The sequence below is a fragment of the Rhizobium sp. TRM95796 genome (genome assembly GCF_025779995.1).
In the GTDB taxonomy this organism is placed as follows: Bacteria; Pseudomonadota; Alphaproteobacteria; order Rhizobiales; family Rhizobiaceae; genus Rhizobium_E.
This window is the reverse complement of record NZ_JAOXHE010000005.1, coordinates 479,008-493,094: the sequence shown is the minus strand read 5'-3', so window position 1 is coordinate 493,094 and position 14,087 is coordinate 479,008. Positions and strand designations below refer to the sequence as shown.

At 61.1% G+C, this 14,087-nt stretch carries 14 protein-coding genes and 1 pseudogene; 9 read left to right on the top strand and 6 right to left on the bottom strand.

What is annotated here, in order from left to right:
• Positions 1-106 precede the first annotated feature (106 nt).
• The 3 genes from OCK01_RS13855 to OCK01_RS13845 all read right to left on the bottom strand — a co-directional run bounded on the left by OCK01_RS13855 (position 107) and on the right by OCK01_RS13845 (position 2,181).
• Complete coding sequence (locus tag OCK01_RS13855; protein ID WP_263824426.1) at positions 107-736, bottom strand: hypothetical protein; 630 nt, start codon at positions 734-736, stop codon at positions 107-109.
• 9 nt (positions 737-745) lie between these two features.
• Positions 746-1,669, bottom strand: a complete 924-nt coding sequence (gene puuE, locus OCK01_RS13850; protein WP_263824425.1) for an allantoinase PuuE — start codon at positions 1,667-1,669, stop codon at positions 746-748.
• 83 nt (positions 1,670-1,752) lie between these two features.
• Positions 1,753-2,181 (bottom strand): hypothetical protein, encoded by a 429-nt coding sequence (locus tag OCK01_RS13845; RefSeq protein ID WP_263824424.1) that lies wholly within the window; start codon positions 2,179-2,181, stop codon positions 1,753-1,755.
• A 312-nt stretch (positions 2,182-2,493) separates the two neighbouring features.
• Between OCK01_RS13845 and OCK01_RS13840 the strand changes: the two genes are divergently transcribed.
• From OCK01_RS13840 to OCK01_RS13825, 4 genes are all read left to right on the top strand, one after another.
• Positions 2,494-2,805 carry a hypothetical protein gene (locus OCK01_RS13840; protein WP_263824423.1) on the top strand — a complete coding sequence of 104 codons (312 nt, stop codon included), beginning with the start codon at positions 2,494-2,496 and terminating at the stop codon, positions 2,803-2,805.
• A gap of 111 nt (positions 2,806-2,916) precedes the next feature.
• Positions 2,917-4,458 (top strand): hypothetical protein, encoded by a 1,542-nt coding sequence (locus OCK01_RS13835; protein WP_263824422.1) that lies wholly within the window; start codon positions 2,917-2,919, stop codon positions 4,456-4,458.
• A 158-nt stretch (positions 4,459-4,616) separates the two neighbouring features.
• On the top strand, positions 4,617-6,170 hold the full coding sequence (locus OCK01_RS13830; protein WP_263824421.1) for a calcium-binding protein: 1,554 nt from the start codon (positions 4,617-4,619) through the stop codon (positions 6,168-6,170).
• Between the two features lie 46 nt (positions 6,171-6,216).
• Positions 6,217-7,875 carry a hypothetical protein gene (locus tag OCK01_RS13825; RefSeq protein ID WP_263824420.1) on the top strand — a complete coding sequence of 553 codons (1,659 nt, stop codon included), beginning with the start codon at positions 6,217-6,219 and terminating at the stop codon, positions 7,873-7,875.
• Between the two features lie 83 nt (positions 7,876-7,958).
• Here the strand turns inward: OCK01_RS13825 and OCK01_RS13820 are convergent, their stop codons facing one another.
• Together OCK01_RS13820 and OCK01_RS13815 are read right to left on the bottom strand one after the other, a co-directional pair.
• Positions 7,959-8,423, bottom strand: a complete 465-nt coding sequence (locus OCK01_RS13820) for a hypothetical protein (RefSeq protein WP_263824419.1) — start codon at positions 8,421-8,423, stop codon at positions 7,959-7,961.
• A 177-nt stretch (positions 8,424-8,600) separates the two neighbouring features.
• The gene (locus OCK01_RS13815) at positions 8,601-9,815 is read right to left on the bottom strand and encodes an NAD(P)/FAD-dependent oxidoreductase (protein ID WP_263824418.1); all 1,215 of its coding nucleotides are present in this window, start codon (positions 9,813-9,815) and stop codon (positions 8,601-8,603) included.
• Between OCK01_RS13815 and mnmD the strand changes: the two genes are divergently transcribed.
• Both mnmD and trhA read left to right on the top strand, forming a co-directional pair.
• Positions 9,814-10,533 (top strand): tRNA (5-methylaminomethyl-2-thiouridine)(34)-methyltransferase MnmD, encoded by a 720-nt coding sequence (gene mnmD, locus OCK01_RS13810; protein WP_263824417.1) that lies wholly within the window; start codon positions 9,814-9,816, stop codon positions 10,531-10,533. The two genes, OCK01_RS13815 and mnmD, sit on opposite strands and share 2 nt — an antisense overlap.
• 91 nt (positions 10,534-10,624) lie before the next feature.
• Positions 10,625-11,209, top strand: a pseudogene (trhA, locus tag OCK01_RS13805) (PAQR family membrane homeostasis protein TrhA); the annotation flags it as partial.
• A 78-nt stretch (positions 11,210-11,287) separates the two neighbouring features.
• On the opposite strand, the gene msrB reads toward trhA, so the two are convergent.
• Positions 11,288-11,689, bottom strand: coding sequence for a peptide-methionine (R)-S-oxide reductase MsrB (gene msrB / locus OCK01_RS13800; RefSeq protein ID WP_263824415.1), 402 nt, complete (start codon positions 11,687-11,689; stop codon positions 11,288-11,290).
• Between the two features lie 226 nt (positions 11,690-11,915).
• Between msrB and OCK01_RS13795 the strand changes: the two genes are divergently transcribed.
• From OCK01_RS13795 to OCK01_RS13785, 3 genes are all read left to right on the top strand, one after another.
• Entirely contained in the window at positions 11,916-12,248 is a 333-nt protein-coding gene (locus tag OCK01_RS13795; protein ID WP_263824414.1) for a helix-turn-helix transcriptional regulator, read from the top strand.
• Complete coding sequence (locus OCK01_RS13790; protein ID WP_263824413.1) at positions 12,238-13,548, top strand: type II toxin-antitoxin system HipA family toxin; 1,311 nt, start codon at positions 12,238-12,240, stop codon at positions 13,546-13,548. The genes OCK01_RS13795 and OCK01_RS13790 overlap by 11 nt, the downstream gene beginning before the upstream one ends.
• 66 nt (positions 13,549-13,614) lie before the next feature.
• A complete protein-coding gene (locus OCK01_RS13785) occupies positions 13,615-14,037 on the top strand; it encodes a hypothetical protein (RefSeq protein WP_263824412.1) in 423 nt (140 codons plus the stop codon).
• The last annotated feature ends 50 nt before the right edge of the window (positions 14,038-14,087 follow it).

Below are 14,087 nucleotides of genomic sequence, written 5' to 3'. Positions count from 1 at the left end.
CGATCTCCCCCCTTGAGGGGGAGATGGTCGGCAGACCAGAGGGGGGGTGGCCGCGTGCGTGACAGATGTCCGCCTCCCGACAGCGCTACTGGTCTCCGCCGCAACATCAATCCCGAGGCTGCCGTTTGGGACGCCATGGCCTCTCGAGCCACCAATCGATCTGCCAATCCTCATAGCCGAGCAGTTCACCCTCGCGGCGCTCATGCGTCTCGTCCCATGCGCCCTCGCTCCAGAGATCGAGATAGGCCTGGATGCGCCAGGCTTCGGCGGGCTGCGCGTAGAGCAAGGTGCGAACGGGGTACGAGAAGTCTCGATAGCTTCGCAATAAAGTCACATCCCGTTCGACAAACGTCGCCGCCGCAATATGCGGAGCAAACCGGGCCTTCAATTCATCAAACCAGTCGCTTTCAGGGTCGCTGCTAAATACTGCGAGCGGCTTGCGCCCTTCCAGCATCAACGGCAGTTCGAAGTCTGTGTGGATGAGATAGGGCGCGTGGCGCGTCTGACCGTCTCGCTCGATGTAATCGAGATCGGGATCGAGATCGAGCGGCAGCGTGAAGAGCGCGGCGACGCGTTCCACATCCCCCTCGTCGAGGAAATAGGAATAGGTCATTTCGTCATCGTCTTCGATCTCCAGAGCGGCGGCGAGGCGGCCGGGGTCGTCGATTTCGATACGCGCTTCATAGAGTGCGGATCCGGTTGCGGGATCGAGACGCTTCAGAAAGAAGACCGGCAAGCCGCCCCCTCACCAACTCGGCTTGTGGTGCGCGTGCCAATGCTTCGCGATGTCCAGCCGCGTCGGCGTCCAGGCGTCCTGATGGCTCTTCACATACTCCACGAACCGACGCAGCGCCGCCACGCGGGCCGGGCGGCCGACGAGGCGGCAGTGGAGGCCGACCGACATCATCTTGGGCGATCCCGCCTGCCCCTCCCGATAGAGCTCGTCGAAGGCGTCCTTCAGATAGGTGAAGAACTGGTCGCCGGAATTGAAGCCCTGCGGCGTGGCGAAACGCATGTCGTTGGTGTCGAGCGTGTAGGGGATGATCAGGAAGGGTTTGCCTTCATGATCGGGAACCCAGAAGGGCAGATCGTCGGAATAATTGTCGGAGGAATAGAGGAAACCGCCCTCCTCCATGACGAGCTTCAGCGTGTTGATCGACGGCTTGCCCTGATACATGCCATAGGGGCGCTCGCCGGCGACTTCCGTGTGCAGCCTGACGGCTTCGAGAATGTGCTGGCGTTCGACTTTTTCGGGATAATCCTTGTATTCATGCCAGCGATAGCCGTGGCTGGCGATCTCCCAGCCGGCCTCGTTCATGGCGGCCACCGCATCCGGGTTGCGGGCCATGGCCAGCGTCACGCCATAGACGGTGACGGGAACATCGAGCTCGGTGAACAGCCGGTGGAGCCGCCAAAAGCCGGCGCGCGCGCCGTATTCGTAGATCGATTCCATGTTGAGATTGCGCTGACCGGGCCAGGCCGGTCCGCCGACGATTTCCGACAGCAGATTCTCCGAGGCCGGGTCGCCATCGAGAATGCAGCTCTCGCCGCCTTCCTCGTAATTCAGCACGAACTGCACCGCGACCTTGGCTGCGCCCGGCCATTGCGGATCGGGGATGTTGCGCCCGTAACCGACGAGATCCCGGCTGGTCTTGATATCGACAATCATCTGTTCCGCCTCGTTCTTTTCGTATTGCAGTGCGGCAAAGCTAGAGCGGTGTGGCGCATTTGTCGAGGGGTGGAAACGGCGGTCTACAGCAACCAGCCATGGACATCCGACGACAGGACGGTGGTCACCTCTTCGACAGACGACACGGTGACAACCTGATCGCCAACGGTCACCTGCACCAGTTTTCCGTTCTCTTCGACGGTCTGGATTTCGGTGGGTTCGTCGACCACGAAAACGAGCGTATCTTTGCCGCCGCCGCCGCGAAACTCGAAATTGTCGCCTTGATAGCTTATGACGACATCCTTGCCGGCCCCGCCATAGAACAGATCGTTGCCGCTATAGTTGAACATCAGGTCATCGCCGCGGGCGCCCATATAGATGTCGTTGGTGGCGCTTTTGCCGAAACGTCCGACATCGCCGAGAATATCATTGCCCGCGCCGGCGAAGACCGAGATGTCATAAGATTTTCCCTTAATGAAATCGCGGCTGTTCGTGCCGAATATCGCTCGCATGTTCATTCCTCCTTTTGCTCCCGGTCGCCAGTGTGAAGCATTTCAAGAAAACCCGCAATGATTGCGGCTTAATCGGCGACACGGCAACCTGCGGCGTGCGCCCGGCTATGACGCGCAGCCTGCCGGGATAGCGGCTGCAAATGACCTCACCCAATCCGCCCAGACGCCGACAAACCTCTGTTCCGGCTGGTTCTTTTTGTCATTTATCAGGTGAACGGCGAACGCGATGTTGCGGATTTGCCGAGCGGCTGATTTTGCGAAGCGCGGCGGCTGTGCACGGATTTCAAAACCGGTTGCAGATGGCGAAATTTCATGCAACTCAACAATCAGCGAATGTTGCTCAGCATATTGAAAGCGATTTTGATGACGGCACCTTATTTTCCGTTTAACGGTGCGTCCGCCGACAACGAGTTGACGCGGGCCTCTGCGCCAAACGGCGGCGGCATCCCTATTCACAACACCCTTCGCAGACGTGGCCGAGACGCCATCGCAGGCGGCGAGGCGCGGCAGACATTACTATACCCCTTTGATGGTGAAGCGGGCGACGACGGCAATGACGCGACCTTCGTTGCAGCCGCTCGTGAGGCGATCGCCCAGACAATGCGCCTGGTTTCGAGGATATGACCGCGGCCGATCCGTCGGTACGGCGTTTCACCTTTATATTGGCGCCGGTCCTCTTCGATATGAAATCTCTGACATGGATGACGCAGTATGACAAATTTAATCAAGGGCCTCGTGGTCCGCGGCGATGACGGCGACAATAGTCTGCGCACGCTCTACAAATACGAAGACAACGAACTTCATATTTACAATGTCGTTATGGCCGGCGACGGCAGCGATATCATTCGGTCGAATGATCAGGTCGCCAGAGAAACAGGGTCCGCGCTCTATGGCGAAGATGGAGATGACTACATCTTTGATTCCAATGCGCGTGACACATTGAGCGGCGGCGCCGGAGACGACTACATTTCTTCCGTCGCGGACAATAATGGTCAGGGTCACAAGGACAAGTTTGATGTCGTCGACGGTGGCGACGGTTACGACACGCTGAAATTTTCAGGTCGCATCGATGCGAAATCGTCGGGATTTGAGAAGATCATCGTCGGAGGCTTGGTGAACCTGACTGGCCTGGACCTATCTGCGCTGACGTCGATCGCCGCCGCCGGCACGAACGCTACAATTCAAATGGGGTCGGTTCATGATCTCTCCCAGGTCACATTCGCCGACGTGATCGGCCTCTACAAGATGATCGGATCTGACGACGGCGACCATCTCGACATGTCCGACGAGGAGGCAGCTTTCAGCTTCGATGGCAGGAAGGGCGATGACTATCTGCGGAGCAGCGACCAGGACACCGACTTAAGGGGCGGAATGGGGAATGACACGTTGATCGGCGGAGACGGCGACGACGTTCTCGATGGGGAGACAGGAGCGGATCGATTGCGCGCCGACAACGGCGACGATCGTATTTTAGTCGACAACAATGGCGATGTCGCGTTCGGCGGCGGTGGCGACGATGAATTCATCCTGAAACCGGCAAAGCGCGGTGGGGACGCCGAACTTCATGGCGACGCCGGCGACGACAGATTCGAAATCGGGAAATCCACGAAAGCCCTCGACCTGATCATCGAGGGCGGGAAAGGATACGACACGCTGCTCGTGAGCGGGGACATATCAAGCGTCACCGGCGATATCGACAAACTCATGTTTGAAGGCGACCTTGTCGTCTCGACCGATTTTCTCGACAAGGTCAAGGAATTGAAAGTTCAGAGAGAGCCGATGACCGTTCGCGGTCATGTAACTCTGTCCGACGGGGGCGAATTGACCTGGCGTGGGAACGAACAGACTGCGGATCTGTATGGATCCGACGAAGACACGCAGTTCGACATGGCGCGCGTGACGAACCAGACGCGAATCTTCGCCGGAAATGGCGACGACACGATCGTGGCGGGGTCGGGCGGCTCCCTCGTCGTCGGCGGTAAGGGCAACGACACATTCATCAGCGGAAAAGGCAGCGATATTTTTATCGGTGAGGCTGGGAGAGATGTATTCGTGGTCCGCACGATCCTGGGCAAGGACGAATTCATCATGGACACCTCGGGGGGCGATCACGACGTGATCGATCTTTCCCATGTGCGGGATATCGACAACTTCACTGCGCTGAAGCGACATCTGACCGGCCCGGCCTACGACGTCACGATTGATTTCGGGGACGGAAACCAACTGCATATCGGAGTGGCGGAAGACCTTCTGCAAGCGAAACACTTTATCTTCTAGGCATTTTTAATTTTTGTGCGGACGGCGCTCAGGCGCCGCCGCTCAGTTCGGGGCGGTGCTTAATGTATAGTTGGGATCAGACGACCGTAGCCGGTTCACAGTCAAACGATGTGATTTCGTTCAACATCCTCCAGGCGCCGGGCCAGGAGCGGGCACGGGTGACGATTTTGGGTTATGGTGGGAATGACGTGATTTCCGTCGTCGACACCAAGGCGGGCGGGGTCGTCATTGACGGCGGCGATGGACGCGATGTCATCAGAGGCTCAAAAGGACGAGATGTCCTGACGGGAGGAGCCGGAAACGACCAAATCACGGCTCGCGGAGCCAACGCATCCCTCTATGGCGGCGATGGCGACGACGTTCTGAAGGCCTCCCGATCGGGCTATCTCGAAGGCGGCGATGGCGACGACACGTTGTTTAGAAGCTTACACGACAATGTTTCCGTTCATGGAGGCGCAGGCGACGATACGATGGTCATCAGCAGTCGATCTGAATTGTCTCTGGAAAAGACGCTGCTCTTTTCGCGATCATTCACTGAGGTGGAGCATTTCGCCATCCAGGGATCCATCTACCTGTCTCGTGACATCATGAGCCTGCTCGGCTCGGTCTCGTCTTTCCACAATGACGATGTCTCCATTCATCTCACCGGCGACGGCGCGCGGATCGGCAAAGGGTTTCTCGACGGCGATTTTGGAGGAACCATTACCGGCGGCAGAGGCGACGACCTCATCAATCTTCGTGGGACCGAAAACGATCTGTGGCTGGAGGGCGACGATGGCAATGATCTGCTATACGGCAACGATCTCGACAATATCCTCGTCGGAGGAACTGGGGTCGACACCCTTTTTGGCGGCAGGGGCGACGACACGCTGTATTCCGAGGACACGTCTTCAAACACCATGTTCGAGGAGGGCGACCTCAACAAGTTGTATGGCGACGCCGGAGACGACCGGCTGATATTCATCGGCAATTACGGGTCCGGCTGGGGCGGCGCCGGCAATGACGTCTTTATAGCCGAAACGACCTATATGCAGGCTATCGAAGGGTCATTCTACGGCGGCGGCGGCAACGATCTCTTCAAGATGGACGGCGTCGACGGCACGGTCGTCGGAGGCGCCGGCAAAGACATCCTCGAGATCGAGTATGGGCTGGGCGACAAGACGGTGCTCGATGTCGAAATCCTCAGAGGCCATCGACTGTCGGGACCCGCCGCAGCGCTGAACGCCGTCGATCTGCTGGACGTCACAGGAACCGGTCAGGTGCGGGTGGCAGATGGCGAACTGCTGGCGCCGACGCGCATCAACGGAAAATTCCAGGTCAGCGGCAGCGACGAAGACAATTCCATCGATCTCTCGCACACCCGGATAGACGGTCGAAATCTCGGCGTCTATCTGCTAGACGGCGACGACCGGTTCCGGGGTGCTGCAGGAGACGAGACTATCCACGGCGGAGGGGGCGTCGATACGATCTACCTCAGCGACCATATCGGGCGCGATACGATCACAGATTTCTCGACCAATGCGAAAGAAGAAGATCGCCTCGATTTCTCCAGCTCGAAAGTCATCCGCGATATCGACGACCTCGAAGCGCATTCTGAAATCATCATCGATGATCTCTCCTATGTCCTGATCGTCCATATGGCCAAATCCGAGCTTCGGGTCGAATTTGACAGCTATACCTGGACGCTGGACGCCAACAACCTGATTTTCTGACCTTTTCACGTTTTGACGCAGCTCATCGCACAACGGATTTCAAACCATGGCGAGATACATCTCTGAGATGGTCACCATCGACGGCAATACAATCACCGGCTCCGCCGGCGACGACAGGGTCAATCTCGACAAGAAGCCCATCGATTCCGCGTTCGTCTTCGCGGATCTCGGCGGCGGCAACGATATCCTGCGAGACAACGAAGACGATGGCTGGTTCGGCAATTATTACATGTCCGTGCATGGCGGGGACGGCAATGACAGCCTTTACGGCGGTTCTTCGCCAGACGCTCTTTATGGCGACGCCGGAAACGACTATATCTACCTTTATGGGGATCTGGCCACCCAGGAACTGTCCACCGCGATCGGCGGGGCGGGTAACGACACGATCGACATCCGCGAATGCGGCAATGCCTATGGCGGCGAAGGCCGCGACACGATCATCATCAAGGAACCTGTCGAGACCGGAACAATAAGTGGCGGCGCCGGAGACGACACCCTGGTCCTGATCGCGCCCACCTTTCTCCATGTGAAAGATGTGGCTGTCGATACGGTTGAGCGGGTGATCTTCGACAACCCCGATTTCTCGACGAGCAAGCTCAGGACGACGGACGAGTTCCTCGAAACATTCGATCGGGTTGGCTTCAGGGGAAAGCGATTTGACCTCTATTTCACCGACCAGACCGATTTCCGATCTCCGGAAATTTTTGAACGTCATCACTTCAGCCTCATAGGATCTGGCAGCGACGACATCATCAAGCTTGGCGAAATCGAGGGACTGACCCTCAGCGGCGGCAAGGGCGACGACATCCTTCAGGGGCGTTACGTCGATGGCGGCCAGGGTTTTGACACCATCTACGGCACGGATCTGGATGACCACCTCACAACCGGAAGAATTCCCGACGCGGATATCCTTTATGCCGGCGACGGAGATGACCATGTCGCGAGCTTATACAGCGGCGATAAGGTTTATGCCGGCGATGGCGACGACACCATCATCTCGATTCGGACGAGAAAGCAGTTCCACGGCATGCTTTCCGGCGGCAATGGCGATGATGTGCTCCATGTTTCAGACGAGCGATTTTACGGCCTCATCTCCTTGAAATTCAACGGCGGCGCGGGAACAGACACCCTCTATTTCGCCGAGGGAACGATACGGCCTGAAAGCTCCATAAACGCTGAAATCCTTGATGTGATCGGTGTCATCGCAACACCGGACCAACTGTCCGACTTCGACGTTATCCGGCTCCATGGCAAGACGGGAATAATCGGCCTCAGCCAGGCCGGAGAATTGAACCTCGACAAGGTCGAATTCGGGGACGGAAAAGTCTATGGGGTGCGGGGATCGAAGGGCGACGACACCATCTTCATAGACGCCGCAAGCGGCCAGAATCTCTCGATTTCCGGAGGCAAAGGCGACGACAGGATTGCGAGTGGAGGAGGCGACGACAGAATGACGGGCGGCGACGGCGCCGATCTGTTTGTCTTCGGACATGACTTCGGCGACGACCGGATCGATGATTTCGCCTCTGGCCGCTTCCATGACGTCATCGATCTCTCAGATGTGGCGTCGGTCTCCTCCTTTTCCGATGTGACGGGGCATGTGAAGGAAGATAAGTGGCGCGTCACGATTACTCTGGATGAAGGCTCAATCACGCTTTACGGCGTCAGCAGCGAGAACCTTGATGACAGTATGTTCGTCTTCTGAGGTTTTCCGACCTGCTTCGGCCGGATGACGATCGTCAGATCGAGCTGCGCCATGATGCACCCAACCGAACGGCGCGGGCGACGTCAGCGCGAGGGCTGTTCGACGCCGTGCTCGCGTCGACGGCCGCCCAGCGCCAACACCAGACCGATGATCACGAAGATCGCGCCGGCGACGAGGCTGACCAGCGTGACGAAGCCGCTGACCGCCAGGCCGGCGACCCCCGTCAGCAGCGAAACCTCGCCCGACGCCGCGTCCGAGCCCGGGATGATCACGTCGAAGAGCGCCTGGCCGGTGAGAAGAATCGTCGACACGGGAAGGGAGAAAAAGCTCGCGCCGGCGATCAGGAAGCCGCGCCCGAACGCCGCCCTGATCGTGGAAGCGAGGCCGGCAAGGACCGCGCCGCCGAGGGCGACGGCCGGGACCAGAAGCAGCGATCGATCGGCATGGGACGAACCGAAGGCGGCCACCGCCGGCGCGAGCGCCAGGCCGGCGAGCGCGCCGAAAAACACGCCCGCCAGGATCCTGACCGCAGCTTTGACGATTCCCATGCGGCGCTCCCCCACTCCGTTGGGCCGCAAGTATCGGCCGCGCGGCGGCCGCGTCAATCGCATCCTCGACGCGGGCGGCGGCTGCGACATGAAAAACTGATCGCCTTCAGGATGGAGACGCCGTCCGACGCCGAGGTCGGGGCCGGTCATGCGGGGTCGCTTCGCGCCTGCGCGGCGTCACCCCGCCTCGGCGAGATGCGCCTCGGTCCGGAAACTGTCGGGCAGGCGCTCGGGCTCGCGCCCCTCGATGACGTCGATCAGCGCGTCGGCCAGCGCATGCGCCACGCCGAAGGAGATCTTGAAGCCGCCGGTCATGGCGAGGATGTTGGCGTGGTCGGGCAGCGGGCCGAGCATGGGGTCGCGGGCGATGGCCTTGGGGCGGAGGCCGGCCCAGCGTTCGATGACCGGGGCCTTGCGAAGCGCGGGGATGAGGGCGCGGGCTTTCTCCAGGACGTCGTCGAGCTGCGCGTCGGTGGCGAACGGATCGTCATAGGTGTTTTCAGAGGTCGAGCCCACCGCGACATGGCCGCCGGCATGCGGCACGACATAGACGCCGTCGAGAAAGGCCACGGGCAGGCCGGGGTCGAGATCGGCGGCGATGAGCGCGGCCTGGCCTTTCACCCCCTGCCCCAACTGCTTTTTGAGCGGCGGCAGCAGCGCCTCGAGCTGCGCGAAGGCGTCGACGCCGGAGGCGAGCACGAGGCGATCGAAGAGGATTTCGCCGGCAAAGGATTCGACATCCAGCCCCGCGAGAGATGCGCCCGAGGCGCGGAGGCAAGCGCGGCCGGCGGCGGGGTCGACCGTGTCGAGCTCGGTCCCGAGGAAGATCCGCACATTCGGCTGACGCTTCAGCCAGGTTGTGAGCACGGCGCAAAGGCCGCGCGGGCTCATGCGGGCGGCGAGCGTGTCCTGCACATAGCCGCCATCTGCAAAGGCGGGGTCGATGTAACCGGCGACCGGGGCGGCGTCCGCGACGCGCCAGTGGAAGGCGGCGCCGGGCGCTGCCCAGGCCGTCTCGGCGTCCTGCCGGTGGCGTTCGGCGATGGGGCGCAGATGGGCTTTCGGCAGCGGGATGATGCGGCCGACGCGGGCATAGCCGGCGGAGAGACCGGTCTCGGCCTCCAAGGGAGCGAGCTGATCGGGCAGCGAGATCAGCGCGTCGAACTGGAATTTCTTCTTCTTGCCGAAGTGATTGGGCATCCAGGGAAACAGCGCGCCGAGCAGCCCGCCCGAGGCGCCGGCGCCCGGCGCCGCGCGATCGATCAGCGTCACCGCATAGCCGGCCTCCGTCGCCTTCACCGCCGCCCAGAGGCCCATGACGCCCGCGCCGGCGACGAGAATGTCGGTTGTGAATTGACCGGACGCTGCGGGCGGATTATCGGCTTTCGACATGGACACCACGGATATTGCTGAAGATGCGACGCTGGACTGGATCGAGGGCGATATGCCCTATTCGACCCTGTTTGGCGATCACTTTTATTGCCGCAGCGACGGACGCGCCGAATGCGGCCATGTGTTTCTCGGCGCCAATGGCCTGCCCGGCCGCTGGGCGGATGGCGGGGCTTTCGCCATCGGCGAACTCGGCTTCGGCACGGGCTTGAATTTCTGCGAGACGCTGAGGACATGGCGGGCGGCGCGGGCGGCCGGCGCGGCGCCGGGAAGGCTCTCCTTCACCTCCTTCGAGCTCTATCCGATGGAGCGCGAGGCGGCAGCCAAAGCGCTGTCCCGTTGGCCGGAGCTAGCCCGCGAGCGGGAGGATTTCCTGGCGCTCTGGCCGGAAAAACCTGACGCCGACGTGACGCTGGCCTTCGCGCCCGATGTGACGCTGCGGGTGATCGTCGGCGACGCCTCGACGCGGCTGTCGGCCTGCAACGACCTGTTCGACGCCTGGTATCTCGACGGCTTCGCGCCATCGCGCAATCCGGCCATGTGGTCGGAGGAGCTGATGGCGGCGGTGTTTCATCACACCCGGGCCGGCGGCAGCTTCGCCACCTATGCCGCCGCCGGTTTCGTGCGGCGCAATCTGGTGGCCGCGGGCTTTGAAGTGGAGCGGCGACCGGGCTTTGCGGGCAAGCGGGAAATGCTGGCGGGAACCAAAGCGGCGGCCTGAGCCTTCAGCCCCCGCGTCCAAATGCCGTCTTTACCGTCTTGATACGGTCACGGCCGCATGATGAAATGGGCGCGACGCAAGGAAGGATCGCATGACTGCAAGGCCCATCATCGACTGGCGCTACGACCGCTATGAAATCATCGCCGACGGCATCGTCCACGGCGTGGGCGTGGCCGCCGCGCTGGTGGCGGTGACCGTGCTGATCTTCTACGCGACGGTGTGGGGCACGGCGGCGACGATCGCCGCCTCCTGGGTCTATGGGCTCGGGCTGATCGCCTCGCTCGGCATTTCCTTCGCCTATAATATCTGGCCGGTGTCGCCGGTGAAATGGTTGCTCCGCCGCTTCGATCATTCGGCGATCTTCATCCTGATCGCCGCCACCTATACGCCCTTCCTCGCCGCGGCGCTGCCGGATGGGCTGGTGCTGGCCAATCTCATCGGCATCTGGGCGGTGGCGGCCTTCGGCGTGGCGCTGAAATTCTTCTGGCCGGGGCGCTTCGACCGGCTGGCGATCCTGCTCTATCTCGCCATGGGCTGGAGCGGCGTGGCCATCGCCGGCAAGCTCTCGACCGTGCTGTCGCTCGCCACCCTCGTGCTGATCCTCATCGGCGGGATCATCTATTCGCTCGGGGTGATTTTCCACGTCTGGGAAAAGCTGCGCTTCCAGAACGCCATCTAGCATGGCTTCGTGGTGACGGCGGCGGGCGTGCATTACGCCGCCGTGCTGACTTGCGTCATCTGGCAGAGCGCCTGATCAGGCGGTCTTTTCGAAATCCAGCGCATGGCCGTTGATGCAATAGCGCAGGCCGGTCGGCGGCGGGCCGTCCGGGAAGACATGTCCCAAATGCGCGTCGCATTCTGCGCAGCGCACCTCCACCCTGACCATGCCATGGCTGACGTCGCGGATATTCTTGATGGCGTCCTTGTCGACCGGCTGGAAATAGCTCGGCCAGCCGGTGCCGGAATCGAACTTGGTGTCGGACGAGAACAGCGGCGTCTTGCAGCAGACGCAGCGATAGATCCCCGTCTCGTGATTGTCCCAATAAGGCCCGGTAAACGGCCGCTCGGTGCCGCCCTCCCGCGTGACCCGGTATTGCTCGGGCGTCAGGCAATGGGTCCACTCGGCCTCGGCGGCCTTGGTCTTGGCGTCGGTCATGATGATCTCCCTGTGATCGGAGGATAGATGGGGTGAGCGGGGGGAGATGGCAAGGATGGGGTTGGTCTTTAGGCGAGATCCGAAGCATCGGCCGCACGATCAAGGCGACGCAACGCCGCTCTGCCGCCGAACCGCTTGAAACTTTGCCAATGCTGGCGCATGATGGGCGCTTAAAGAGCCATATAGACGCTCATGGGCATTTAAATGCTCATATTGTAGGACTGACATGAAACGGATCCGCAGCTATTCGCGCATGACCAAACAGGCGCTGTCGATCCTTGGCAAGCTCATTCGCGCGAACCGCCTGGAGCGTGGGATGACGGCCGTGGAATTGTCCGAGCGCGCCGGCATATCCCGCAAGACGCTCCGAGCGATCGAGAATGGCGAGGGCGGCTCTGAAGTGGGAGTGGTGTTCGAAGTCGCCGCTCTGGTGGGCGTTCGCCTGTTCGACGCCGACGACAAGATCCTCGCGCTTCAGGAGGCCCGCCTCGACGAAAAACTCACGCTGCTGCCGAAGAGCGTTCGCCATGGCAAGCAGGAGGTCGACGATGACTTCTAGGCCGAAGAACCCGAAGGAGGCCTTTGTCTGGATCTGGTTGCCAGGAAAGACGGATCCCGTCGTCGCCGGGCGTATGGCGGCAGACGGCGCCGTCTATGGTTTCAACTACGGCGCCAGCTATCTCGCCCGACCCGACGCCATCCCGATCTACGCGCCCGAACTTCCGCTCGAGCGCGGATTGATCGCCCCGCCTCCCGGTCTCGCCATGGCCGGCAGCCTGCGCGACGGGTCTCCCGACGCCTGGGGCCGCCGGGTCATCCTCAACCGGCTCATGGGCGCCAAGGCGACAGACAGCGCAGAGATTACCGAACTCATCTATCTGCTCGAATCCGGATCCGATCGCATCGGCGCGCTCGATTTCCAGCAGTCCGCCACGGATTATGTTCCCCGCCTCAAGGCTGAAGCTTCTTATGGGGAACTGCTGGAGGCCGCCGAGCGCATCGAAAGAGGCGCGTCGCTGACGCCGGCTCTCGACCAGGCCATCAACCATGGCACCTCGATCGGCGGCGCGCGCCCCAAAGCCCTGATCGATCACGGCGAACGCAAACTCATCGCGAAATTCTCCTCCAGCGCCGATCTCTACAGCGTCGTGAAGGCGGAATTCCTCGCCATGACGCTGGCCGCCTGCTGCGGTCTCGACGTTGCGCCCGTCTCGATGATCACGGCGGCGGGCAAGGATGTCCTGCTGATCGAACGCTTCGATCGCGTCAAGGCGGAGAACGGCTGGCGGCGCACCGCCATGGTGTCGGCGCTGACGATGCTCGGCCTCGACGAAATGATGGCCCGTTACGCGTCTTATCAAGACCTTGCCGAACTCATCCGCCACCGCTTCGCCAAACCGAGGGCGGCGCTTCGTGAGCTCTTCGGGCGGATCGTCTTCAATATTCTCTGCGGCAATACCGACGACCACGCCCGCAACCATGCCGCCTTCTGGGACGGCAGCACGCTGACCCTGACCCCAGCCTATGACATCTGCCCGCAGGGCCGGACCGGCAACGAAGCGACGCAGGCCATGTTGATCAAGGGCGACGATCGCAGAAGCACGCTGCAGAGCTGCCTCGATGCGGCGCCTGATTTTCTGATCAACGACAAGGACGCCACAGGAATCATCGGGGCGCAACTGAAGACGATCGCCGCGGAATGGGGCAGGATCTGTGAGCAGGCCGAACTGACGGAGACGGACCGGAGGCTGTTTGCCGGACGGCAGTTCCTCAACAGCTATTGCATCGACGGCCTCGGAGCGGAGCATGGCGGATTGCGTGGGGTGTTTTTGGGAGCGCGGGCTGATCTTATGCACTGACGCAGTGCTGCGCGCCATTTAAGGCGAGAAATGTTCAATAAATTGCCGATGTATCAGGACCTCCATATGCCCAAACTCGCACACCTCACATCGATCGCCCACAATCTCGCGGATTCTCTGAGCTCCGGGTGCGGGTTTATGATCGGCATGTATGACATGGATATTCACGGCGAAGCTGCGGCCTCGAAAGAGGGATTTATAGACGTCGATTTTCTGAGCGGCGAAACGGCCGGCGGCAGAGTTTCGGCTTCGCTGGCGGCGGCGATTGAACGTTACCGCGAGGAATTGCCCGAGCTTTGCCGCCGTCATAAGGTCGACGTCGCGGATTTTGGCGCCCTAAAGGTCCGCTTCGGCGGAGCAGGTCTGGACCGGTATTGCGTCGTGACGGTCAAGGATCGACGCGGGCGATCGTCAGTGGATGAATATCGCGGATCGCCGGCGGCGCGCGTCAAAGTTCTCGATGCTCTCGGGCGAGTGCGCAGTCGTTGATCGACACAGCTGCTGTGGACAAAACCCTGATCACAATCGCGTCAGACCGA